This is a genomic window from Vibrio sp. 10N.239.311.G01 (assembly GCF_041465805.1).
In the GTDB taxonomy this organism is placed as follows: domain Bacteria; phylum Pseudomonadota; class Gammaproteobacteria; order Enterobacterales; family Vibrionaceae; genus Vibrio; species Vibrio crassostreae_C.
In genome coordinates this window covers 11,880-34,838 of sequence record NZ_JBFSRM010000011.1, presented here as the reverse complement: position 1 = coordinate 34,838, position 22,959 = coordinate 11,880, and the positions used below count along the sequence as shown (strand labels likewise).

Below are 22,959 nucleotides of genomic sequence, written 5' to 3'. Positions count from 1 at the left end.
GCTATTGGGCGGAAAGCCCCAAAATAAGAACAGAAAACAAAAAGCAGGCTATTTCTCCGTTTTAATATGAAGAAGTGACCTGCTTTTTTATTGTCGAATAAGAATCTAAGTAAGGCTTTCAAGGAACGGCTCTAAGCCATCTTGATATGTCCAGCAGCTTTGATCTTAACGTGAACCATATTGCCTTGTAGGTAGCTTAATGGAATCTCGCTGCGTTCAATGATCGCGACATTATCGCTGCATGCGCCAGCTTCAATCGCCAGTTGCTTTGATTGCGCTTCCAAGCCCTTTAAGGTCTCTTCACGTGATGCTGGGTCAATCGGTACGATCTTATCGAATTGACCTGATATTTCACCCAACGCAACACCAATCGCATTAGCCACTTCAAAGTGCTCAGGACGAACCACTTGGCTCACACCTTCAAAATGATCTGGGAATAGGGCACTACCACCACCAACCATGATTACGGGTACACTCGCCGCAGAGGTCTTCATCTTATCGATGCCTTCTTCAACATCCGTGACCATTTGTTGATAAATCTTGCTTGCTTGTTCGGCTGAAACACCAATCTCATCACTCAGTTGATGTTCTGCCTGCCACTGCATTTGTCCTGTTTTGAGTGCAATATCGGTGAGCGTAAGTTCATCACCACCAAAGCTACGCGCCGTTTGCGTCAAGGTATGGCCAACACTTTCTGGGCCTAGCTCTATACGCTGCTGTTCAAAGCGAACCTTGGTACCACCACCAATGGCTAACGCCAAAATATCAGGCATACGGAAGTTGGTTCTCACTTCACCGATTTCTACTGCTAAGCTCGATTCTCTTGGGTAGCCGTGAGTCAGTACGCCGATATCAGACGTAGTGCCGCCCACATCGACCACAATCGCGTCTTTTAACTTAGTTAAGTGACTCGCTCCACGAATCGAGTTTGTTGGCCCACAAGCCACGGTAAGAATCGGGTACATCAATGCGAACTGCTGTGACATCAGTGTTCCGTCGTTCTGACCGAAATAAGGCGTGGTGTGGATTTCATGATTGATGAGTGCACTGCAAAAGCCGTCAACGAATCGTTTTGCTGTCCCTTGCAGAGCCGCATTGAGGATAGTGGCGTTCTCACGCTCTAAAAGCCCTAAACTGCCCACTTTATGGGATAACGATAGGTTCACGCCCGGAAGTTCTTGTTGAATCCATTCTGCTGCTTGAAGCTCCTGGTCGCCGTTGACGGGAGAGAACACTCCGCAGATAGCAATGGAATCCACTTGGCCTTTCATTTTCTGGCAAAGCTCGCGGATCTCAGACTCTTGAATGTCGGCAATCAACTGGCCGTCATATTCATAGCCGCCGTGTGCTTGGTAGAAGTGCTGACCAAGCAGGTTTTGCCACGCTTCACTCCAACCACAAAGGGGCGGGACGCTATCACCACTGGGAAGCGCTAAGCGAATCATGCCGACTCTGTCTAAGCCTTTTCGTTCAACGATTGCGTTGGTGCATTGAGTCGTGCCAAGCATCGCGTGTTTCACTTGCTGACCATCAATGTTTGCTTGGTTTAATAGCGCAGAAATCGCGTTGTCGATCCCTGTTGAAACATCATGTGTGGTTGCGGTTTTTACTTTGGCAATCACATTTAAGTCTGCGTCGAGCAGCACACCGTCGGTATTGGTGCCACCTACGTCAATGCCCAAACGGCAGTAATCAAGCGTAATGTTTGTCATGCGACTACCTCTTCAATGCAGACTTTAGTTGTTCAATGGTTTGATACTCGACGGTGTAGCCAAAGTAACCCGGGCCCGCGACTTCAATACCTTTGTCAGTGCGCCATTTGGGGTCGCAAGGGTAAGCGATAAGGTCGATGCGCTGCCCGTAACGAAGTTGTTCGGTTGTGATTGGCTTACCCGTTTCATGATCCAAGATCGAAATAAGATCCGGTGTTGATGCCAGCAGGTTATCTTGGCTCATGTCTGCGCGGCTTGTACCTTTGTGCGCGAGAAGTAATTCGTTTTGGAACTGCACAAACACGTTATCGACGCCGGTATCTTCAAACTGAGCCAGCTTTTCAATCACGACACCACCTGTTGCAAAACCACCATCGGTTTCACGTTGAATATCAACAATCTTGCCACTGATGATGGTATGGCCGCCGACAATGTCTAATACGGCCTGTGTGCCACTTTTATTGTTGTCGTTCGCCAGTCTAATCGCTTCACCAATCTTCATTGCTTGGGTCAGTGTTGCAGGCAGTGCGCTGCGTTTTAGGTTCTTACCGTTCATTGGGTAATCGCACATTGCTGCAGAGCCACCCATCTGTTCGGTAATCGGCCTCGCAAACTTTTCAGACCAAATACCGTCAATCGGATAAAGCGTGACGACATTGCCACGCTCATCGGCCAATGTGTTCGGTGCCGAAGGGAGACCATCAAGAAAGAAGGTCACCATCTGAGCTTCTGGGAACGCACGTCCCATCGCATCACAATCGATCACAGGAATGTTCTTTTGTGCTGCAACGAGAATTGGAATCAATGAATTGAAGCCGCCTACTTCGATAGGAAACGTTGCCGCTACTTCAGTGCCGAGCGCTTTTTCCATCGCTTCGAAAGCAATCAACATTTGATCTTTCGAATTGAGTTTCTCTACTGCGACTGTTGGTGCGCCAATCATTGAAGAGGGCACTGTCATCCAATCGTCTTGCACGTCTTCTAAAGGAATCATGCGTACAGGGTGCTTTGCCGTTGCAATGGCTACTTTCGCCATCAAGGCACCGCTGTATGGGTCACCGCCGCCGCCAGTACCTAATACCGTCGCACCCAGCGCGATATCATCAATCATTTGTTCAGTAATAATCACAACTACTATTCCTTATCACTTGAAGGAGAAAGCTTCATTAGGGCGAGGTAAATCACACCAGCGGCAAGAATGCCGTCTAACGCCGAGATGCTGGTGAACGAAAACAGGTTGAAAAACTCTGGTGCAGTACAAGCGCTGAATGCAGTACCAAATGCCCAAGAAGCCAAGCCTTTAAACATCCAAGCTGGAACTTGTTGGATGTTCTCAAAGCTCATTTTTGTCGAATCTAAAACATAATATTGAACGATGTAGACACCCGCAGCAGGCGCAATGGTTACGCTGAGTAGCATTAAGAAGTCGGTAAACTTGTTCACCATGCCGAGTTGAGCGATACCAATGCCGACGATGGTCATGATCACAACCAGAACAGGGCGCGGAATCTTAGGTAGAACCATCGACATGCATAAGCCGCCAGAGGTTAGGTTGCTACTGTTGGTGGTCCATTGTGCGAATACCAGTACTATAATGGCCGCCATGCCTAAACCTAGGGTGAAGAAGACTTCGACTAGGTCGTCGGTGCCGGTCATTTTGGTCAAGATCAATGCGATAAGAATGATGGCACTGTTACCGACTAGGAAACCGATACCCGCTCCTAGAATCGCATCACGACGTGTTTTGGCGTAGCGAGCAATATCAGGTGCGGCAACCGCAGCCAAAATCCAGATAGACATAACAAAAGAGATGGCTTGGCCAAGCGTCAAAGGGTCTTCAATCGATGGCGCTGCGCCACCTTGATAATCAGCAGCCATAAACAAACCGATGGTAATGAGTGTCACCATCAAAGGCACTGAATAGGTACTGAGTTTGCCTAAAGCACGAACGCCATAGATAGCCGTCATCATCATTAACACACTGCCGCCAATAAGAGCGGTGAGGTGTGAAATTATGATGTCGTATTTCGCCAGTGCATCGACCATGATGAAAGCGAAGAAATCAGCCTGGAATGCGAACCAGCCGACTAATGAGATGCCGTTGATGAAGCCAAGAATTTTACCGCCGTTACGGCCAAATACCGCGCTGCTCACCAGCGGGGTAGAGACGCCAGCTTGAAAGCCAATGTTGGCACACAGCATCGCGATGATCGCCAATAAGCCTGAACCAATAAACGTGGCAAGCAGTGCGTCTTCAAAACCAATACCGCTGCTTAGAATCGAGCCGAGAAACAGTCCCGAAATGTCGATGCCGATTGCCAACCAAATAAGGCTGATGACCCACCAAGATCGTTTGGCCTTCTCGGGAACGGGTTCCAACTCGAAGTCATCTATCTTTTTGTGGCTGTGTGTTGCTTCGGGTTTATTCACGTAAGCTTCTGCCGCCATAGTGCCATCCATGCATTGTTATTCCATAAGTGTGAATAAAGCATACTGATGTATTTATTGTTAATAAATGAATATAATCAGATGTAAACATAACAAAAAACAAATGTGAGTGGCAAAGTGAATTCAAACAATAAGTTAGATAAAAGAGACCTGCGAAGATTAGAGCTTTTTTGTGAAATTGTTGAGCAAGGAGGCATCAATCAGGCGGTCGCAAGTACTGGGATTAGCCAACCTGTGCTCAGTAATCAGCTTATTGCCTTGGAAAAAAGCTTAGAATTAACATTATGCCAACGTGGAAGAAGGGGTTTTAAGCTGACTCACGAAGGTGAGCAAGTGTATAAATATGCGAACCAATTAAAATCGACTTTAACCGACTTCGCTTACAAGTTGCGAGGTGTACAGACAGAGCTCTCTGGGCATGTGCGAATTGGGTGCTTAGATAACACCGTTACTTTACCCTATAACCCACTTCCCAAAGCGATCGAGACGTTTTATCAACGCAGTAACAGTGTAGAGGTGAGTGTTGATGTCGGTGATTTCACCCAGTTGAATGAGAAGCTAGCAAAGAATCAGATTGATATGATGATAGTGGTTCTAGGGTCACATCAAAAATCAGCGTTTCAACATAAATACCCACTGTTTGAAGAGCACAGTTATCTGTATGCGCGCAAAGATCTGGCCGAGAAGATCATGGACAGGGATTTCTCATTGAATGGCTGTCGTATCAATATGGGCGGCTATGCCAAAGACGAGATGTTCCGATTACTAAATATTGAGCAGTACGATTCCGTAAAGCCTTTTGATGGTTGGCATGTTGAATCGGGCGTGATTCTAACCTTGGCGGGTACACACCTGAGTTTCTTGCCTTCTCACTTAATCGACCGTGGCCATTATGACCAAGCCTTAATTCCGCTTCAGCCCGAGAAGTGGAGCCTTAAGAGTCAGTTTTATGTGGTGTTGAAGCAACCTGTAGATTCCCTTTCTCCCGCCGCGCGTGCGTTTTTTGATGAGCTACACCAACCGGAAACATCGGATTCAATCTAGAGAACTCGTCGCTTCTCAATAGCACTTAAGATACTTTCCCATATACAAAAAATCCTCTGCCAAGACAGAGGATTTTTGCTTTTATGCTTTATGAGTGAAAACTAACGGTTCTCGAAGCGGTTGTAATCCAACAAGCCAAACTCGATCGGTTGGTCTTGTTGATACCAACGATGCACGCGATCACTGAATGGCCAGAACTCGCTAGAACTGCGTCGTACCGCAAACTTGTCTAGCAGCGCCACGTATTCCTCTTCTGTGTTTAAGTTTTGCAGCGCTTTAACCAGAGCAGGAATCTCGCTCTCGGTTAATGACAGGTAAGCCGCAGGGTAGCTTCCCACAACACCTCTTACGAGGGTTAGGTCATCATTGGCGTAATCTCGGTTACCTTCTTCATTAAACAAGCTTGAAATGTTGCTGTGCGCATTATTGTGAATCATGGTGAACAGCTGTTCTTCGCCGTTTTTGCCTTCAATCATGATCATCACTAATTGAGGCACATGACGCAGGCCTTCTCCCTTAATCAAATTCACTTGATTAAGCAGTGCTTCATTCTTTCTACCAAAACCTGTTTCAACAATCTTAAAGCGATTATCGAGAACAGGTGCGAGCTTATCTTTGATCATATTAAGCAGTTCACGCTTCGGATCGGCCGTTTTGTAAACCACGCTGGTCGGCTGATCAAAAGGTGCAATGTTTCGCTGCAAGTAGTCACTCAGTTGTGTGCTTTGGTTCTGGTACCAACTAGAGTGTTCAATGTGGCGAACGTCTTTAGGAAGAAGGGTTAAGAAGTTACTCTCACCTTCAAGGCGCAAGAAGTCCATGAACATGCGTGTAATCAGTTGGTGGCCAAAGTTACCGTAAACATCGAAGCCTGCAACGAGAAGATAGTGAATACGCTCTAGAAGAGCATAATCAAGAATCCATGCAGTCTTAGGTTGAGTGCCAACTAACCCTTGTACAACAGAGGCGCTATCGAAGTGCCTAAAGACGGTGAGAGCAGCATTTGGGTTGATGCCGTCGCCATCCCAAATGATGCTAGTGTCTAGGTTTACGCCACTCTCGAACCATTGGTTGGTGAAGTCTGATTTCGCGTTTAGGTATCGCGCTTGTTGCTTCGCGTATCTTACCCAGTTGGTCACAGGTACGGTGTTACTTTTCAGCTCGCTAGGCAGCTTTAAGTTTTTCTTTTGGCTCGCATAGAAGGCGTTAATTTCCGGAACATCGGCTTTCTCTGGGTCGATGAAGAAAACCCAAAAACGGTCGTTAATTACGTTCAAGGCAAGTTGACCACGACACACCGGCCCTTTGATATAGGCCATGATGGTGTTTTGCGCGTTATCTAACATGAAGTTGAAGCGCGAGTTTACTGGCAGCGCTTCAAATGATGTCATTGGGTTAGCAGAAACATCGATGTCGTAACTAGGAAGTTGTTTTACTGCGTAATTGACGTCGACAAACCAGGTATTCCACTTTTGTAGACGCTCTTTATTAAGTGCGAAAGGCATATGCGTTTTGTCGACGATGGTGCCTTGCTCTGGAATCAGACGGTAGTAAACACGGTCTACTTTTGGATCGTCATAAGGGCGACGAGTCGTGATGCGCTGTACCGCTTCACCTGGTGGTGTTGCAGAGCGAACAACAGTGAAGAAGCGTGTTGGCTGAGCTAAATCAGAAAAATAGACATGAGATAAAAACAGGTGCTCGTAGATGTAACGTGCTGAAAGTTGACTCTTATTGTCACTCTTGTTTAAAAAGCTTTCGTAGACATTAACGAGCTCTTGTTCTGCATCAGTCAATGGAATGTGGTCGTTCATTAACGCGCCATTTTCCAACCAACTCATTAAAGTCGCGTATTCGGTTTTGTCTAAGTTTGGCATCCCATAAGGCATTCCCCAAGTTGGGTAATCTCTCTCGTATTGAGCGTATTCTTCAATGGTTGGGCACTGTTGGTCGCGATCGATTGAAAAGTCGAAACCTTCAAGCTGGGTTTGATCGGGCAGAGGGTGATTCTCTTTCTGGATCAACATACGAGAAACAAGACCAGCATCGAGGTTAGCCGTTGAGTTTTGCATGCGCTCATTGAGGACAGGATGAAAATCCGCATCGCGCCACTCTTGCGTGGTTAAAGCATCTTCAAACAAGCGAGTAGGGGCTGATGCCGTTAAGCGGGTGCCTTGATAAACGAGTGCCTTGCTCGCGCCTCGGTCTATACCTTCCACTGAAGACATTTTGAGTTGGCAAGGGGCGTCATAACAAGCGTGACAAACCACGCATCGGTTATCAATGATGGGCTTTACTTCGTCAATGAAGTGCTGCGCTTGAGCTGAAAGAATAGGTGCTTGGCGATCGCGTACTTGTTGTTCACCAAACAGTTCGTCGAAGTTTAAACCCGCGTAGACGGCACAACCTGAGAAGACGCTAACAAAAGCTAAAATGAAGAGTTTTTTCAAATTCATACGTATTTAAATATTAGGCATTTTCTATAATTATATCGAAAATGATTGAAAATGCTCATGTTCTAACAATTTTGTAGACAAGATCTTGATGGGACGAGTGACTTGTCGATGCGCGTCACTCGCTAGTGCTCAGAAATTGGTGTTTAGACTTAGCTAGATTTAAGTCCCAAGAGCTAAAAGCTAGCAGTTAAGAGTTAAGAGTTAAGAGCTAAGACTCATTGATTGACGTAACAAACAGAGAAGGGGACAGACAATCGCTCAAACTCTTTGATCCAGCGCCACTGGTTGTCTTGCAGTTTATCGCCAGGGCCTTTGACTTCAATCCAATGAAACTCATCGCCCTTGAACGCAATCAAATCCGGCATCCCAGTTCTAAATAGCTTTAAGTCACTCAATATCACTTTGAAGAGGTCTACAACCAAGGCATTTGGAATTGAAGCCATGCCGTGTTCGATGAGTGCTTTAGGAAAATAATTCCAATGAACAAAGGGGTTCGCGATACCTTGCTTTTCATCGTAAGTATCAAGAAAATGGTTCAGCCCATGTTTGGATATCGTCTGAAACACGGCTTCAATCTGTTCGGCTCGCTTGTCTACGAAATCTGAATGGTACAGATCCAATGGTCGATGTTGGTAACGATTGATAAAGGCGCCTTCAACGTCTGCGAAAATGACATCCCAGAAAGCCAAACCAAACAAGCCACACAGAAAACTGTTTTCTGAAAAGTAGACGTCCCAACCTTGGTTCTCAAAATGCTGCTTTACCGCAAGCTCGACTCGAGTTTGGCTGAGGTCTAATTCCAGTTTTAACTCTTTGCAGCTCGGCTTTATGGTTCGTGAAACTTTGTGCCCCTGTTTCCGTAGCAGCCGGTCTTCAAGCTTAATAGCGATTTCCAACTCTGACACATCCGATGGAGTAGCTTTCATTTGCGTGACAATGTCACACATTAAGTCTAGCGTACCTTGCTTATCATAGATGCGTGCAAGTCGTTCTCTGCTCGGAGGAAGTGTAGATTGTCTGAACCAAAAGATAGCTTGGTCGTTTAGATTAAGCCTTTCAAGATCGCGAGCAATATCATTGATCAAACGCGATCGTTTTCTGGCAATACTTCTGTGTTCTGATTCTTCAGGAATCGCATTTAAAAGCAGTTCCAGAAACTCGCCATCTTTGCGGTCACCTTCTGAATACAAGCGTTGAATATCGCGCATCTGGATTAATTGATTGAGCTGATCCCTAGAGGTGAAGAAGCGGTGTTGCTTGCTTAATGGGTAGTTCTCAAAGGTGTTTAGCCCAAGGTCGCTTAACACGAACTGACTTAAGTCTTGATAGGTGTTGGCAAAGAACAGCAACAGTAATACATCAATCACTTGAGATTCGATGACGTAAATACAGTCGAAAGAGAGGTTTTGAAATTGATCAAAAGGTTGCTGATCAAGCCGTAACAACAGCTCGTCTTTCTTGGCATTTCTATGGCTCTTAAGGGCGGGGAATACACTCAACAGCTCTGGTTTGGTGAGCAAGTGAAACCCGAGCTCGACCTCACTAATGGCGAGGTCATGCTGTTCTTCGCGATGACTCAACCCAATGAAGCCTGAGCTGTTTAGCTCTTGCAGTACGGTCTTTAGATCTGGGATCTCAACATAGTTGAGTTTATCGCTGCGAAACCAACGGCCTTTACGAGAAAGCAAACGAACCATTAGGCATTGGCTTGAAACAGAAAGACGTTTGTATGCGGACAACCAACGACATTCATCATCACTCAGAAGATCGGGGTAGAGCGTTTGAGCGTGTTCAACCAGTCGATTGAAGTTGTCGAGATAATAAGTGGGGGAGAGCTGAAGAGTGGTTTCGGTCGTCAATGGAGAAGTCGCTTGATACAAAAAGAGCCTAACCCTAAGGTTAAGCTCTTCAGTAACAAATTCAATCTTTTCTGTTGATTAAGCTTGTGATGCTTTTAGTTCAGCAACTTTAGCTTCAGAGATTGGTTTAGTGATGATTGCTAGAACAATACACACTGCCATCATAACTGCAGAGATTGTGTAAGCTAGGCCGTAACCTTCGCCGTTTGACATTGAGAAGCCAACAACTGCTGCACCGATAGCGCCGCCGATACCCCATGCCGTGTAAAGCACGCCGTAGTTAGTACCGTAGTTTTTCAGGCCGTAGAACTCAGCAGTTAGTGTTGGGAATACTGCTAGAAGCGTACCGTAACCAACCGCTGCGATAGCCGTACCAATGATTAGCGTGAATTCAGAGTTGAACGTAGCGAATAGAGCCATGTTCGCGCCTTGAAGGATGAACGCTAGAAGTAGAGTACGTACGCCACCGATTTTATCTGCAAGCATACCCGCAGCAACACGGCCGCCTGAGTTGAATACTGCAAGGATAGACGCTAGGTAAACTGCGTTTGGCAGGTTAGCTTGAACGCTAGCAATTGTAGTGATGTTACCGATGATCATTAGACCAACAGATGCAGCGAATGCGTACATGATCCATAGAGAGTAGAACTGAGGAGTCTTCAGCATTACTTTCCAAGTTAGGTCTTCAGTCTTCTTAACCGCTTTAGGAGCTTGGCCTGCTTTTACTTTAGGCTCAGCTGGCGTGTAATCCGCTGGTGGGTTGTTGATTGTTGCTGCTAGAGGTACTGCGATTGCAAGTACACCAACACCAAGAATCATAAAGCTAGTTTGGATACCCATGCTGTCGATTAGCGCAGAAGTTACTGGTGCTAGGTAAATAGCCGCAAGACCGAAGCCTGCTGCGATAAGACCGTTAACCATACCTTTCTTAGAAGAGTGGAACCACTTCATTGCTGATGGAGACAGACATGCGTAACCGAAGCCGATACCTGCACCTGTTATAATACCGAACGTGATGTTCAGCATCATAGGCGTTGTAGCGAAACCAGAAGCAATCATACCTAGGCCTGTAAGCGCTGTACCTAGGATAAGGATCTTACGTGGACCCATACGGTCTTGTAGGATGCCCGCAACAAGAAGACAAACAGAGAATGTGATAGTTGCAATAGCGTAAGGTGAAGATGCTTCAGCAGCACTCCAACCAGCTTCAGTTACTAGCGCTTTGTTAAATACACTCCAAGCATACAGGATGCCAAGACAAAGGTTGATACAGAAGCCTGCTAGCAGGATACGTGTTGCTTTATCAATCTTGCTCATTTTTATTCTCAGTTTTGTCATCGGTTAGTGGAGAGCCACTTAACTAAAGACGGGTTATTGTGATTGTTTCTTCAAAATTAGTTTGCGTTTATCAACAGATAGCGCAAAAGAGCGCGGATTATAACCAATTAAAATGTGATTGGAATCTCTTTTTCCATTTTTGGTAAATTAAATTCAATTTGTTAATAAGTTGTTTTTCATTGGTTTTTGAAATGTTTTTAACACCTCTCTATTTTGTTCTTTTTCGCTCTGTCTTCTTATTATTTCAGGGATTTTGAGGTGATGGTTTTTGAATAGACGCGTATTGCGTGCGGATATCACAGAGTTACAAATAATTTTAATTAATTTCCAAGGTTAAATTTGTGTAACAAAATAAATCGTAACAGCGCTTTGTTCATATGAGACAAGGAGTAACGGAGTTTTATTAAAAACAGAATGTTAAGCAATTGTTAAGGGTGATTTTTGTTAGTACTTTTGCTTACATTTTGTTCGATTGGAGGGGTTGTGTTGTCCGTAAAAAGTGGGAAAATAGTATGCAAACTGAGATTCCAAATTTGAAAGGATGCGTTTCCAACTTATGGTGAGGCGAGTATTATGAAACTGTTTTTAATTTTATTGATGTCAATTTCTGGTGGTGTAGCGGCAGCTGACCATATTCACTCTTTCCTATTCGGCTTCTATGTTGCGGCTCTAGCAGTTGGTAGTTGCTACTGGCTTGCATTCCGCAGTACGCGTTTCCCACAGTTGGCATTAGTGCTATTGATGTGTGGCTTTTTTGCGAAAATTGCAGTGACTGTTATCGGTGTTTCTTGGGGTATCTCGAACGATATCATTCAATCGCCGTTCATTTTCTCATTGTCATACCTGTTCTTCTTAGTGGTTGTGTCTTACGTTTGGTTTGCATACCGCGATAAATTGACGCTAAAACAACGCGCTAAGAAGGTAGAAGAGTCTCGCAAGCAAGCGGCAGCATAATTCGATTTGATTCTTAAAAAGCCTTCTTCGGAAGGCTTTTTTGATCCTGCCTACCTGAACTCTATTATTTGGTTATGACGGCAGATAAAAGAAACCCCAGTATGGTGACATACTGGGGTTACTTGTTATGTATCTATTATCTAGCAGTTACCATCTACCAAAGACTACTCTGAAGGTGTGTTATTTCTTCATCATCTTAGCGAGATCGGCGAACGGGTTGTGTGTCGCTGACTGATGATCATCTAAACTCGCTTTTGCATCCACACCATAACGCTCATGGTCAGTGTATTTTGAATGCTCATGATCGTGACAGTACAGGCACAGTAGCTCCCAGTTGCTGCCATCTTCAGGGTTGTTTGTATGGTCGTGATCCACGTGGTGAACGGTAAGCTCTCGGAGGTTTGAGTAAACAAATTCGCGCGCACATTTACCACAAACCCAAGGGTACAGTTTTAGTGCTTTTTCGCGGTAGCCTTTCTCTTGGCGAGCATACGCTGCACTCGAACCTGTGAAATCAGAAGACATTGCCAAATCCTTATCAATTGTAATACCCCGATTTTATCACAGCTTTCTTGAAGCTGTCGGTATGTCGTTCGTAAAATCATTGCTAAATGATGCAGTGGACTTATCGATATTAGATTGAAGTTTGAATACAGACTTACCTTCTACACACTAACGCTTAAGCGGGTTATGTCTTTCTGGAATAAGCCATGCTTAACAGTTTGAAAATAAATCGTATTCAGGGGTTTTAACCGCAGGCATGTGACCTAATATCAGTTTGTGAGACCCTATATTAATAAGGAAATATCATGTCAGAACAATACACTCCGCCAAAAGTTTGGGTTAACGATACTGCTGGTGGTAACAAGTGGGCAAACATCAATAGTCCTGAATCTGGAGCTCGCTTTGATAAAGAGCTTCCTGTTGGTGACCATGCTTTTCAATTGTATTCTCTTGGCACACCTAACGGTCAAAAAGTCACTATCTTGCTGGAAGAGTTGTTAGCGGCGGGTGTTAAAGAAGCTGAATATGATGCGTACTTGATCAACATTGGTGAGGCTGATCAGTTCTCTTCTGGCTTTGTTGGCGTGAATCCAAACTCCAAAATACCAGCACTTGTCGACAAGTCTGGTGACGAAGACGTGAATGTATTCGAATCGGCATCTATCTTGATGCATCTAGCAGAAAAATTTGGTCACTTCTTACCAAAAAAAGGGGCAGCAAGAACACAAACCATTAACTGGTTGTTCTGGGCACAAGGTTCTGCGCCATTCCTAGGTGGTGGTTTTGGTCACTTCTACGCTTACGCGGATGAAAAGCAAGAGTACCCAATTAACCGCTTCGCAATGGAAGCTAAGCGTCAACTAGATGTGTTAGACAAGCAACTTGCTAACAGCACTTTTGTTGCGGGTGAAGAGCTGTCTATTGCAGATATCGCGATTTGGCCTTGGTACGGTAACTTAGTACTTGGCAAAATTTACGACGCAGCCGAATTTCTACAAGTTGAGTCTTACACCAACGTTGTGCGCTGGGCGAAGCAGCTAGAAGCGCGTGAAGGTTTCCAACGCGGCCGAGTGGTTAATCGTTCATTTGGCGAAGAGTGGGAGCAAGTACCAGAGCGCCATTCTGCAGAAGACATTGACCGAGTTTTAAAGCTTAAGCCTTAGTTCTTTTTTGAACGTGTTTTTGGCAGATATACCCTATCGGTCTTAATGTTAATGGCTAATTGAAACGCCATATCTCAATCGAGATATGGCGTTTTTCCGTTTTAAGGTAGGGAGAGGTTTTGTAATTGGAATGAGAGTCTCAATTATCATTTTGTTTTTCTTATTCAATCGCTTATGAGTAATGGTCTTTGTGGTTAAGACAAAAAACGATAGTCATCGAGGTGGAGTAAATCTATAAGATAACGGTCCACTTTAAATTACGACTAACTTCGCTCAATGAAAAAAAACTTAATTGCGTTGGCTATCATATCCACGGCTCTTTTAGGGTGTAATCACGACTCACTAAGCTATAGTGGTGGCCCTGATACGGCTCCTCCAACAGATATTGTACCACCAACGGACATTCTTCCTCCGACAGATATTGTTCCACCAACGGATATTCTTCCGCCGACTGACATTATCCCACCGACGGATATTATTCCTCCAACGACTTATATAGGTACGTTACTGTCGAGTGGAAATATCGTATCAGGCGATGTGTATTGTGATGGTATCCGCCTTGAAACTGGCTCGTTCAGTGTGAATCAAGGAGTAAGTTTTAGTTGTACACTGGGTCATCTCACTTTAGGTGATTTCACTGCTCCTCTCCCTGAAGTCACAGAAAGCACGATTTCAACTGATGCGCTTCATGCGGCATTTGAGTTGACAGAATTACATGGAGACAACGTTACCAAGGTACTCGAATCAATTGATGTTTGTGAGACTGAAAGTGCTATCTGTCTAAAAGAGCTGGATGCTTTTGATATTGAGGATGTGTTCTCGCAGCTTGATGATCAAGATGCTGTCGATGCGTACTTTTCATCGAAAGAAGAGGAGTCTACAGATGAAGTAGGTAAGGCTCCTAGTTCACACGTAGACACAACTGTTGTTCCTGCGGTTGACCCTAATGCGGAAAATAACCTTAACGCTGGTTTTGTTTCTGCAGACGCGGAGTCTACCTATGCTTATAAGCCAAGTGTTGAAGGTAAGGTGTTAACTCGCAGTAAGCTTACAGACGCTAATGGTACGCCGATTTCTGGGATCAGTTTCTTTTCGGCTAACGCGACGGGCGTGACGGATGAAGAGGGAGTCTTTGAGTACCTGTGGGGCGACAGAATCGTTTTTGGTATTGATACGTTTGAGTTTGGCTCCATTACGGGTAATCAGGTTGCTTATAAATTGTCTGATGTGACCAATAATGTGGTTGAGAAAGCGAATATCCAGTCATTACTAGAGCGCTATGCGGTTGATCATGTAAGTTATTATGAGATATCTGAAGAAGTCCAAGATACCTTTTCAAATTACCCTAACGTTATAAATGAGTTGATCAACCTAACTCTGCCAAATGGGGGGCTGATAGAGGGTACAGACTTCGAACTTCCTAATGAGTTTGTTGGTCAGTTTAGCCAAGGGTTAACGGCAGTCATTGATGAGCAGCTGCGCCAAACGCCTCAGTTTATGGATTATGTTCGTCAACCTGCCGTTTTATCTATGAATTCTGGTCAGTATGTAACAGAGTCTCTGCAGCAAATCTTCCACAACGTCACCAAATTCCATGTCTTCAATGACAATGGTAGCTTTTACGGTGCGACGGGGTATACCCGTGGTATGCGAGCTCTGAACATATCGAACAGAGCATTCCCTGTGGTGATGCCAAGAACTGATAAAAACCGTGAGCTTTACTTTGGTGAGCAACAGGCTTGGACTCGTGAAGGTAAGCCTTACATCGCACAACACCCAAGCATCTCGATGCCTCCGATTCCTTTAGTCTCTGAAGACAACGCGACTTATGGTTTCCCATTCGTTACTGCAGGCGAGGTAGGCAAAGGTAAGGTCGTGTTCATGGGCAATGGCTTATATCCAAGTATTCTGTCATGCCCAGAGAATTATTGGGCTAATCGCACATTACATATCGACAGCAACAAACAACAGTGCACTGTTTCGACGTTTGAAAACCTACTACATGATGACCAAGGCAGCATGAGGTTGTTTTTCTCGAACTTGTTTGAGTGGTTCAATAATGGTTTGCCTATTGCTGGGATGAATGCAGTGACCAATATTGACCAAGCCTATTCGGCTTATCACCACTCCACAATGGGTAAGCAGTACACGTTTTTTGTTAGTCCTCAGTATGGTTTTGCGTCAGTAGAAAAGCGTGGTTCAGGTGACTTTGATGATTTGGATGCGAGTAATACGCCGATTTTGATCCTTCAGGCATACCCACCTAAGTTGGTTCAAGATGGCATGACTAACCAGTTTGTTGCTGACTTGGATAACCCGAACTTAAGCCAAGACGATATTACCGCTCTTATCAACTATGTTAATAACGGTGGCAATATCTTGTTTATGGATGCGATTCAAACGACAAACCCTGAACCTATTGGACGCTTGGCGGATGCCGCTGGTGTTTCACTAGGTGGTGAAAACGTTACGCCGACAAACCAAGCTTTCTGCGGTAGCTCTTATTATTGCCAAGCGCCGTATCCAAATCTTCACGTGAAGAGCGAAAAGGAAATGGTGGTTCTTGAGCGTTTTCAAGATAACCAAGGAGAACCTCCATTCACGGTAAATCAAGATGGTACGGTTGAGTGGATCAAAGATGAGTCCAAGATTAAGTTTGAGATCCCGACTTATGAGGTTACTAAGTTAGACGCTGAAGGGAAGCCAGTGCTTGATGCGTCTGGTGTAACAGTAATGGAGAAAAAATCCGCACGTATCTTTGTTGAATCGGCAGAAGAGCGTGAAGCGGCGATCAAAGAACTGCAATCTGCATTTGTTGGAACTGATCTTTGTACAAACGATTATGAATATGAATTTAACTGTATTGAGACTCGTTCTGGAGACGGTGTTACTGTTCGCGGTGCTTATTATCGCGCAGACTTTGATCGCTATGAAGTAAGTGAAGCTGTTGTTGGTAGCATGGTTAAAGCGGCGAACTTGGGCACTAACTTTACGGCGCTTTATGAGCATGAAATTTACTATAGAACAAAAGGTACTCAAGGTAAGCGTCTGTCTAACAGCGAATTGAATCAAGCGTTTGATAACCTGTCTGTTTGGATGTGGAATGACAACGCATACCATTTTGAAACAGAAATACAAGATGAGTTGGGGTTCAAGCAGGCTGTTCAGTTCCTTAACTGTTATACCGAAGACTTACATCAAACAGACACAATGGATGCACAGTGTCCTGTTGACCTAAAAGCGTCGTTAGTCGCTAATGGAATGATTCATGGCGAAGGTGAGTTATCTGGGCAGTTGAATCCTAGCTATCCATTAAATTACATGGAGAAACCTCTGACTCGTATTATGTTGGGGCGCTCATTCTGGGATCATGAAATCGTTGTTGATACCACAATGTATCCGGGTCGAACTTCGGGGGCATCTTCGTCAAGTACGGTAATGGTTCAGACCAACGGTAAAGCGGTGACGTATTCGGCAGGAAACAATCAATCGACAGGTCTGTGGGCACCTCAATTACAAGAAGTAACTATTCAAGATGGCGTGGCAGCTACGATTACTGTGATGATCGCGGATGATCTTACAGGTAAGCCGAATAACGAAACGAGTTTGAAACGCCCTCCACGTATGCAAACCAGCTTTGACTACAATGGTTCGAGCTTAACTTTCAAGGTTCCATATGGTGGCCTTATTTACATTCAACCGAAAGTAAAAGAGCTTGGTGAAGTCTCGTTTAGCATTGATGGCGCGTTAAAAGCGGCTTGGTGGAAAGAGGGACAGTGGATTAACACTATTCAATCGGCAGACGCACCAATTGCAGAAATCGATACGGGTTCATTTATTTACACTACACCAATCAGGAATCTAGAATCCGCTGATTTGAACCAATTCGCAACAGATATGAATCGATTCGCTGAAGCGGCAAGTGACTTCTACGGGCGTGATGAGAAACAAAGCACTGGTTTACACCGTAGGTTCACTTATCCAGAACTGAATGCGTTCCGCCATCGTTTTGTGAATGACGTGCAGATTTCGATTGGCGCTGCTCACTCTGGCTACCCAGTGATGAATTCAAGCTTTAACGCAAATCGGACATACATTCCAACCAACCCTGTGAACGATTGGTTGTTGTGGCATGAAGTTGGTCACAACTTAGCATCAGCTCCTTTCCTTGCTGCTGGTAGTACAGAAGTGACCAATAACCTTCTTGCGTTGTATATGCAGGAGTTAGAGGGGCGCAATGCAAACCCTGAAATGGATCGTATTAAATCGGATATTAAGAAAGCACCTAAATGGCTAGAGCTTAATAATGAACATGCGTGGTCACATGGTGATGCAGGTTTACGATTAGTTATGTTTGGTCAGCTAAAAATCTGGGCAAAATCGAACTTTGCAATTGATGATTGGTATACACGCGGCGCAAGCCAATCTGATGTGTATGGTGAAGATGAAGGCTGGAACATGTTCAAACTTATGCACCGTAAAGCTCGAGGTGATAGAGAAGGCGACTCGAATACGAACTATTGTAGTGCTAGCGAGACTGGGCTTTCTGGTGGAGACCTAATGATGGTGTGCGCTTCTTATGTTTCAAACTATGACTTAAGTGACTTCTTTGAAGTTTGGAACGTGGGCGAAACGTCCATGACTAATGCTGATGGCACGAAGTCTTATAGTGGCGGAATTAGCTCTAAAGGTCTTAGTGCGGTTGAACAATTAAAACTAGAGAAACCAAACAACAGTCCTTTGAATGTTGATTCAATTTACTAACGCTAATTATTGCTAAAGCATTTTATAGCTTAAAAACAAACGCCACACTGAAACTACGTGTGGCGTTTTTGTTGGAATGCTCTAGAAATTTCAGCTAGATCAGTCTTCTACATGATGTTTAATACTTCGGCTGCCATTGGTTGACTGTCCTTGCTAGAGAAAGCAGGTTAAACTGTTCGCATCATAATTCTAAAGGATGGTGCCATGTACCACGGTCATATCTATTTCCCTCTGCGATTTGCAGAGCAAGCAGAAACACTGCGTCAGAAAATTTTAGCGGAACGTAAAGATGTATTAGAGGTTTTCCCATTAATACAGCGTTTGGTTGGTCCACATAAGATGCCAATGTTTGAGATTCACTTTGCGAACAAAGAGTCGGGCATTGTTGAATGGCTTGAGCAAGAACGCGGTGATATGTCGGTGCTTATTCACCCTGTAACTGGCGGTGAAGAAACTTTGGATCACACAGTACGAGCGATCTGGCTTGGTCGTGAATTGGGTGTCTTTGAAGAAACGCTTACTAGCTAATCAAATATACCAATATTGCACTTAACTCATTCCGACCGGAAAATACATGAACAATAAAAAGGCTCCTCAAATGAGGAGCCTTTGTTTTAAGGAGCCGTTTTACCAAGAAACCGGTTATCAAGAGCCTCTGGTTATCGGGCTGAACCGTTAACCAGAGTAGGGGGATTAAGCCTCTGCCGTTACTTTAGAGCCGCTCATCTTTTTAAGTGCTGCGTAGCCAAAGCCTGTTACTAGCGTACCTGCTGCAATCGCTACTAGGTACATAAGTACTGGAGAGATAGCGCCAGGAATCAGTAGTACGAATAGACCGCCGTGTGGAGCCATTAGCTGTGCACCAAACATCATTGATAGAGCACCTGTTAGTGCACCACCTGCCATACAAGCTGGGATAACACGCATTGGATCTTTCGCTGCGAATGGGATTGCACCTTCAGAGATGAAACATAGGCCAAGAACGAATGATGCTTTACCTGCTTCACGCTCGCCTGCTTCAAACTTGTCTTTCACTAGGAAAGTCGCAAGGCCCATACCTAGAGCTGGAACCATACCTGCTGCCATGATAGCCGCCATTGGTGCGTAAGTTTGCGAAGCCAGTAGACCAACACCGAATGTGTAAGCGGCTTTGTTTACCGGACCACCAAGGTCGAAACACATCATTGCGCCTAGAATCACACCCAGAAGAATCGCGTTAGACGTTCCCATGTTGTTTAGGAAAGTCGTCATTGCGCTCATCACGCCAGAAACAGGGCCACCCACGATGTAAACCATCACAAGACCAGTGAACAAACTCGCGATAAACGGAATGATCAGGATTGGTTTAAGGGCTTCCATGGATTGTGGAAGTTGAACCTTGTCGGCAATGAATTTCGCTGCGTAACCGGCAATGAAACCTGCTGCGATACCACCTAGGAAACCTGCGCCCGTTGAGCTAGCCAACATACCGCCGATTAGACCTGGAGCCAGACCCGGACGGTCAGCAATCGAGAATGCAATGAAACCAGCAAGAACAGGAATCATCAGTGCGAATGCAGAACCACCACCGATAGTCATCAATGCTGCTGCTAGTGTGCCTTCTTCTTTAAACGCTTCGATACCGAATACGAAAGAGAGTGCGATAATCAAACCACCCGCAACTACCACTGGAAGCATGTGAGAAACACCTGTCATTAGGTGCTTGTACACGCCTTTCTTCTCGTCAGCAGGTGCTGAATTTGAAGAAGCTGTGTGTTGGTATGGTTTAGCTTCTGCGAACGCTTTTTCCATCTCTTGCTTTGTTTTCTTCAAAGCAGGGCTTGTTGTCGTTTTGTATAGCGCTTTGCCGTTAAAACGATCAAGAGGAACGTCGATGTCGGCAGCGATGATAACAAGATCAGCGTCTGCGATTTCTTGGTCTGTCAGTTGGTTCTTCGCACCTACAGAGCCGCGAGTTTCCACTTTGATTTGGTGACCTAGGCGTTTGCCTTCTGCTTCAAGCGCTTCTGCTGCCATAAAGGTATGTGCAACGCCAGTTGGGCAAGCTGTAATCGCTACGATCTTCTTGCTGCCTGTCGCTGGAGAAGTACCAATAACTTCCACTGCTTTTTCAACTTGAGAAGCGTCTAATACCGTTGCTTCTGCTACCGCTTTCTCTAGAAATGCTTTTGCATCTGCAGTGCATTCAGAGATAGCCGCTTGGTACACTTTCTTGCCGACAAAGCGCGCTTTATCAACGTTGGTGTTGGCTGCGATAACCACAACGTCGCTGCTGTCGATAGTGTCTTGCGATACGGTTGAGTCAGGTAGTACGCTTGATTGACATTCAATAGCGGCGTTCCAACCCAGTGCTTTTGTCGCTTGCTCTAACAAGCCTGCTGCGATGATGCTGTTTGCTACGCCACTAGGGCAAGCTGTGATAATGGTAATATTCATAATAAACCTTTTGTCCTATTTGCTTGTGTCTAACTGGCTAGTTGGAGCACTAAGCGACTGTAATTGGATATTTTGTAGTACTGAATCCAGCTCTTGTTGGCTGGTGATGCCCACGCCTACCTGTGAAACTGCTAGAGCAGATAGGGCGGTTGCGAATTTAATAAGTTCTGGTTTCGGCATCTGTTGCATGTAACCCCAACATAGGCCAGCAACTAAGGTGTCGCCTGCGCCTACTGTGCTCACTACTTGCATACGCGGCGGTTGAGCATGTAACCATTCACCTTGGTTAAGCCACATCACGCCTTCTGCGCCAAGTGACACCACGATGTTCTCAATACCTTTTTCATTTAGGGCTTGGCCCGCGTGTTGGCATTGGTCACGAGTTGTCAGCTCTGCATTGAACAGCTGAGACAGCTCTTCATCGTTTGGTTTGATCAACCATGGTTGTGCATTGATACCGGCTTTAAGTGCGTCACGGCTGCTATCAAATAGCACCTTCTTACCTAAATCGTGTAAGCGTTGAACCCAAGAAGCGCAAAGCTCAGGAGAGATACCTTGTGGCAAGCTGCCTGCAATGACGAAATAATCGTGCGTTTCAGCAAGTTCTAATAGGGTTTCTTCGAACGCTTTAATCGCGTCAGCATCAACAGGAACACCTGGGAAGTTGATGTCGCTTACTTGGCCTGAATTCTCTACCAATTTCACGTTAATGCGAGTTGCGCCATCAACACGGATGAAGCGGTCAGTTGCGCCCATCTCTTCAAACAGTTGGCAGAACGCTTCTTCGTTATTGCGACCAAGGAAACCTGTTACGGTCACTTTCGCGCCAAGCTCTGAAAGAACTTTTGCGACGTTTACGCCTTTGCCCGCTGCATGCAGAGAGCCTTTGTTTACTAGGCTAACTGAACCTACATTTAGTGCGTCGATAGCGCCTGTCAGGTCTAGAGCAGGGTTAAGCGTTACGGTAACGGCTTTGATTTGTTTATCAGACATATCGACTCCTTAACCTTCGCCAAGGCCTGAAGCGATAGCTTTACCAATCGATTCAAGTGCTTGTGCTGCATCGTCACCTTCAGCAACAAACTGAAGCTGGTGGCCGTGTTTAACGCCAAGTGCGATGACTTTCATCAAGCTCTTCGCGTTCACTTCTTTTCCGTCGCCATCTAGGTTTGAAACGCGGATTGTTGATTCGAATTTCTTCGCTTCAGCAACCAACATTGCACCTGGACGAGCGTGTAGGCCGTGTGCGTTTTTGATTTTGAAGACTGCGCAGTTGTCGTCGTCTTGAGACGCTGTAGAAACCGCTTCACCTTTCAGAAGGCCAATCACTTGCGCTGCGTCAGCGGCTAGCAGTTGTTGCTGTTTACCTTCGAAAACCATCTTGCTTAGGTTTGCCAGAATAGATTGGTGCGCGCTGTTACAAGCAGCAAATGCGACCAATGCTTTAACTGGTGTACCTTCGTATTCACAATGGTTGGCTGTTGAAACGAAAGATACGCCAGTGCGAGTTACACCTTTGTCGCTGCCCAACAACCACAGGCCTTGGCCTAGGTGAGTTGGTGTTTTCGTTACCAGGTCAGCAACGAATGCGTTGTCTGTGCAACCTGTGTTTTTAAGTAGGCCGCCCGCAACTGCAGACATTTGAACCATGTCGCTCGCAGGGAATAGTAGCTGAACTAAAGAAGCGTCTAGGTCTGCTTCTAGCTGAACTTCGCCGTTAAGTAGGGCGATGATTTCGTCTTCTGATTTCGCTTGCTTTAATTTCTCTTCAACGCCGTCAGCCGCTAGCACTTTCGTTAGCTGCTTAAGAATGCCTAAATGCTCGTCAGATTTCGCTGCAATACCAATTGCTACGTAAACACGGTTGCCGTCTGCCCAATCAATACCTTCAGGGAAGTGGTGTACCGCAACGCCTGTCTCTTTTACTAGGCCACGCGTGTCCGTTGTGCCGTGAGGAATCGCGATGCCGTTACCTAGGAACGTAGAGTTCTGGTTTTCACGGTTCAACATTCCTTCAACGTAACCAGAGTCAACTAAGCCTTTCGCGGTTAGGTCGCCAGCAATGTTTTGGATAGCTTTGAATTTGTCTTCGGCAGTTTGGCCTAGAGTGATGTCAGATTTTGATAATTTAAGCATGGTGCCTCTTTAGCGTATCGCTTGAGAATTTGTGTATCGCTACGATTCAGTCTAGAGCAATATTTGCCCGTTGCTTGCTCTTTGTCTTATGCTTGCTGAATCGGTTCAGCATTCAGTGTAAAAAAATTCAGCAAAGCCGATTTTG

15 protein-coding genes are annotated in these 22,959 nt (G+C 45.2%); 5 read left to right on the top strand and 10 right to left on the bottom strand.

The features are described from left to right. Positions 1–131: 131 nt before the first annotated feature. Genes AB6D06_RS10795 through AB6D06_RS10785 form a run of 3 tightly spaced genes read right to left on the bottom strand, consistent with a single transcriptional unit; the run spans position 132 to position 4,172 of the window. A complete protein-coding gene (locus tag AB6D06_RS10795) occupies positions 132–1,712 on the bottom strand; it encodes a hydantoinase/oxoprolinase N-terminal domain-containing protein (RefSeq protein ID WP_017064777.1) in 1,581 nt (526 codons plus the stop codon). Positions 1,713–1,716: 4 nt separating this feature from the next. Beyond that, positions 1,717–2,841, bottom strand: coding sequence for a DUF917 domain-containing protein (locus AB6D06_RS10790; protein ID WP_017064776.1), 1,125 nt, complete (start codon positions 2,839–2,841; stop codon positions 1,717–1,719). 5 nt (positions 2,842–2,846) lie between these two features. Continuing rightward, positions 2,847–4,172, bottom strand: coding sequence for a cytosine permease (locus AB6D06_RS10785; protein WP_017064775.1), 1,326 nt, complete (start codon positions 4,170–4,172; stop codon positions 2,847–2,849). Between the two features lie 93 nt (positions 4,173–4,265). Here AB6D06_RS10785 and AB6D06_RS10780 point away from each other — a divergent pair, with 93 nt between their 5' ends. Continuing rightward, a complete protein-coding gene (locus tag AB6D06_RS10780) occupies positions 4,266–5,204 on the top strand; it encodes a LysR family transcriptional regulator (protein WP_017085486.1) in 939 nt (312 codons plus the stop codon). Between the two features lie 101 nt (positions 5,205–5,305). On the opposite strand, the gene AB6D06_RS10775 is transcribed toward AB6D06_RS10780, so the two are convergent. From AB6D06_RS10775 to AB6D06_RS10765, 3 genes are all read right to left on the bottom strand, one after another. Then, complete coding sequence (locus AB6D06_RS10775) at positions 5,306–7,660, bottom strand: fatty acid cis/trans isomerase (protein ID WP_102428329.1); 2,355 nt, start codon at positions 7,658–7,660, stop codon at positions 5,306–5,308. Between the two features lie 215 nt (positions 7,661–7,875). Then, entirely contained in the window at positions 7,876–9,540 is a 1,665-nt protein-coding gene (locus AB6D06_RS10770) for a VRR-NUC domain-containing protein (RefSeq protein WP_372107251.1), read from the bottom strand. Between the two features lie 57 nt (positions 9,541–9,597). Further along, a complete protein-coding gene (locus tag AB6D06_RS10765; protein ID WP_017067032.1) occupies positions 9,598–10,836 on the bottom strand; it encodes an OFA family MFS transporter in 1,239 nt (412 codons plus the stop codon). A gap of 594 nt (positions 10,837–11,430) precedes the next feature. Between AB6D06_RS10765 and AB6D06_RS10760 the strand changes: the two genes are divergently transcribed. Next, positions 11,431–11,811 carry a hypothetical protein gene (locus tag AB6D06_RS10760; RefSeq protein ID WP_017064770.1) on the top strand — a complete coding sequence of 127 codons (381 nt, stop codon included), beginning with the start codon at positions 11,431–11,433 and terminating at the stop codon, positions 11,809–11,811. Positions 11,812–11,991: 180 nt separating this feature from the next. Here AB6D06_RS10760 and AB6D06_RS10755 read toward each other — a convergent pair whose 3' ends face one another. Then, the gene (locus AB6D06_RS10755) at positions 11,992–12,336 is read right to left on the bottom strand and encodes a YajD family HNH nuclease (protein ID WP_017060876.1); all 345 of its coding nucleotides are present in this window, start codon (positions 12,334–12,336) and stop codon (positions 11,992–11,994) included. Between the two features lie 284 nt (positions 12,337–12,620). On the opposite strand from AB6D06_RS10755, the gene yghU reads away from it, so the two are divergent. The 3 genes from yghU to AB6D06_RS10740 all read left to right on the top strand — a co-directional run bounded on the left by yghU (position 12,621) and on the right by AB6D06_RS10740 (position 18,770). Further along, a complete protein-coding gene (gene yghU, locus AB6D06_RS10750; RefSeq protein WP_102332906.1) occupies positions 12,621–13,478 on the top strand; it encodes a glutathione-dependent disulfide-bond oxidoreductase in 858 nt (285 codons plus the stop codon). 276 nt (positions 13,479–13,754) lie between these two features. Beyond that, positions 13,755–18,242, top strand: a complete 4,488-nt coding sequence (locus AB6D06_RS10745; protein ID WP_372110196.1) for an SslE/AcfD family lipoprotein zinc metalloprotease — start codon at positions 13,755–13,757, stop codon at positions 18,240–18,242. Positions 18,243–18,446: 204 nt separating this feature from the next. Further along, positions 18,447–18,770 (top strand): DOPA 4,5-dioxygenase family protein, encoded by a 324-nt coding sequence (locus AB6D06_RS10740; protein ID WP_017060873.1) that lies wholly within the window; start codon positions 18,447–18,449, stop codon positions 18,768–18,770. A 165-nt stretch (positions 18,771–18,935) separates the two neighbouring features. Here the strand turns inward: AB6D06_RS10740 and fruA are convergent, their stop codons facing one another. Genes fruA through fruB form a run of 3 tightly spaced genes read right to left on the bottom strand, consistent with a single transcriptional unit; the run spans position 18,936 to position 22,814 of the window. Next, entirely contained in the window at positions 18,936–20,678 is a 1,743-nt protein-coding gene (fruA, locus tag AB6D06_RS10735; protein WP_372100281.1) for a PTS fructose transporter subunit IIBC, read from the bottom strand. Positions 20,679–20,693: 15 nt separating this feature from the next. Next, complete coding sequence (gene pfkB / locus AB6D06_RS10730) at positions 20,694–21,671, bottom strand: 1-phosphofructokinase (RefSeq protein WP_372100283.1); 978 nt, start codon at positions 21,669–21,671, stop codon at positions 20,694–20,696. Positions 21,672–21,680: 9 nt separating this feature from the next. After that, a complete protein-coding gene (gene fruB / locus AB6D06_RS10725; protein ID WP_372072848.1) occupies positions 21,681–22,814 on the bottom strand; it encodes a fused PTS fructose transporter subunit IIA/HPr protein in 1,134 nt (377 codons plus the stop codon). Positions 22,815–22,959 lie beyond the last annotated feature (145 nt).

Bases quoted from the DNA above. Each gene is read 5' to 3' on its own strand.
- AB6D06_RS10795 (WP_017064777.1), bottom strand. From the start codon at position 1,712: ATGACAAACATTACGCTTGATTACTGCCGTTTGGGCATTGACGTAGGT.
- AB6D06_RS10745 (WP_372110196.1), top strand. From the start codon at position 13,755: ATGAAAAAAAACTTAATTGCGTTGGCTATCATATCCACGGCTCTTTTA.
- fruA (WP_372100281.1), bottom strand. From the start codon at position 20,678: ATGAATATTACCATTATCACAGCTTGCCCTAGTGGCGTAGCAAACAGC.
- fruB (WP_372072848.1), bottom strand. From the start codon at position 22,814: ATGCTTAAATTATCAAAATCTGACATCACTCTAGGCCAAACTGCCGAA.
- pfkB (WP_372100283.1), bottom strand. From the start codon at position 21,671: ATGTCTGATAAACAAATCAAAGCCGTTACCGTAACGCTTAACCCTGCT.
- AB6D06_RS10760 (WP_017064770.1), top strand. From the start codon at position 11,431: ATGAAACTGTTTTTAATTTTATTGATGTCAATTTCTGGTGGTGTAGCG.
- AB6D06_RS10740 (WP_017060873.1), top strand. From the start codon at position 18,447: ATGTACCACGGTCATATCTATTTCCCTCTGCGATTTGCAGAGCAAGCA.
- AB6D06_RS10785 (WP_017064775.1), bottom strand. From the start codon at position 4,172: ATGGATGGCACTATGGCGGCAGAAGCTTACGTGAATAAACCCGAAGCA.
- AB6D06_RS10765 (WP_017067032.1), bottom strand. From the start codon at position 10,836: ATGAGCAAGATTGATAAAGCAACACGTATCCTGCTAGCAGGCTTCTGT.
- AB6D06_RS10775 (WP_102428329.1), bottom strand. From the start codon at position 7,660: ATGAATTTGAAAAAACTCTTCATTTTAGCTTTTGTTAGCGTCTTCTCA.
- yghU (WP_102332906.1), top strand. From the start codon at position 12,621: ATGTCAGAACAATACACTCCGCCAAAAGTTTGGGTTAACGATACTGCT.
- AB6D06_RS10755 (WP_017060876.1), bottom strand. From the start codon at position 12,336: ATGTCTTCTGATTTCACAGGTTCGAGTGCAGCGTATGCTCGCCAAGAG.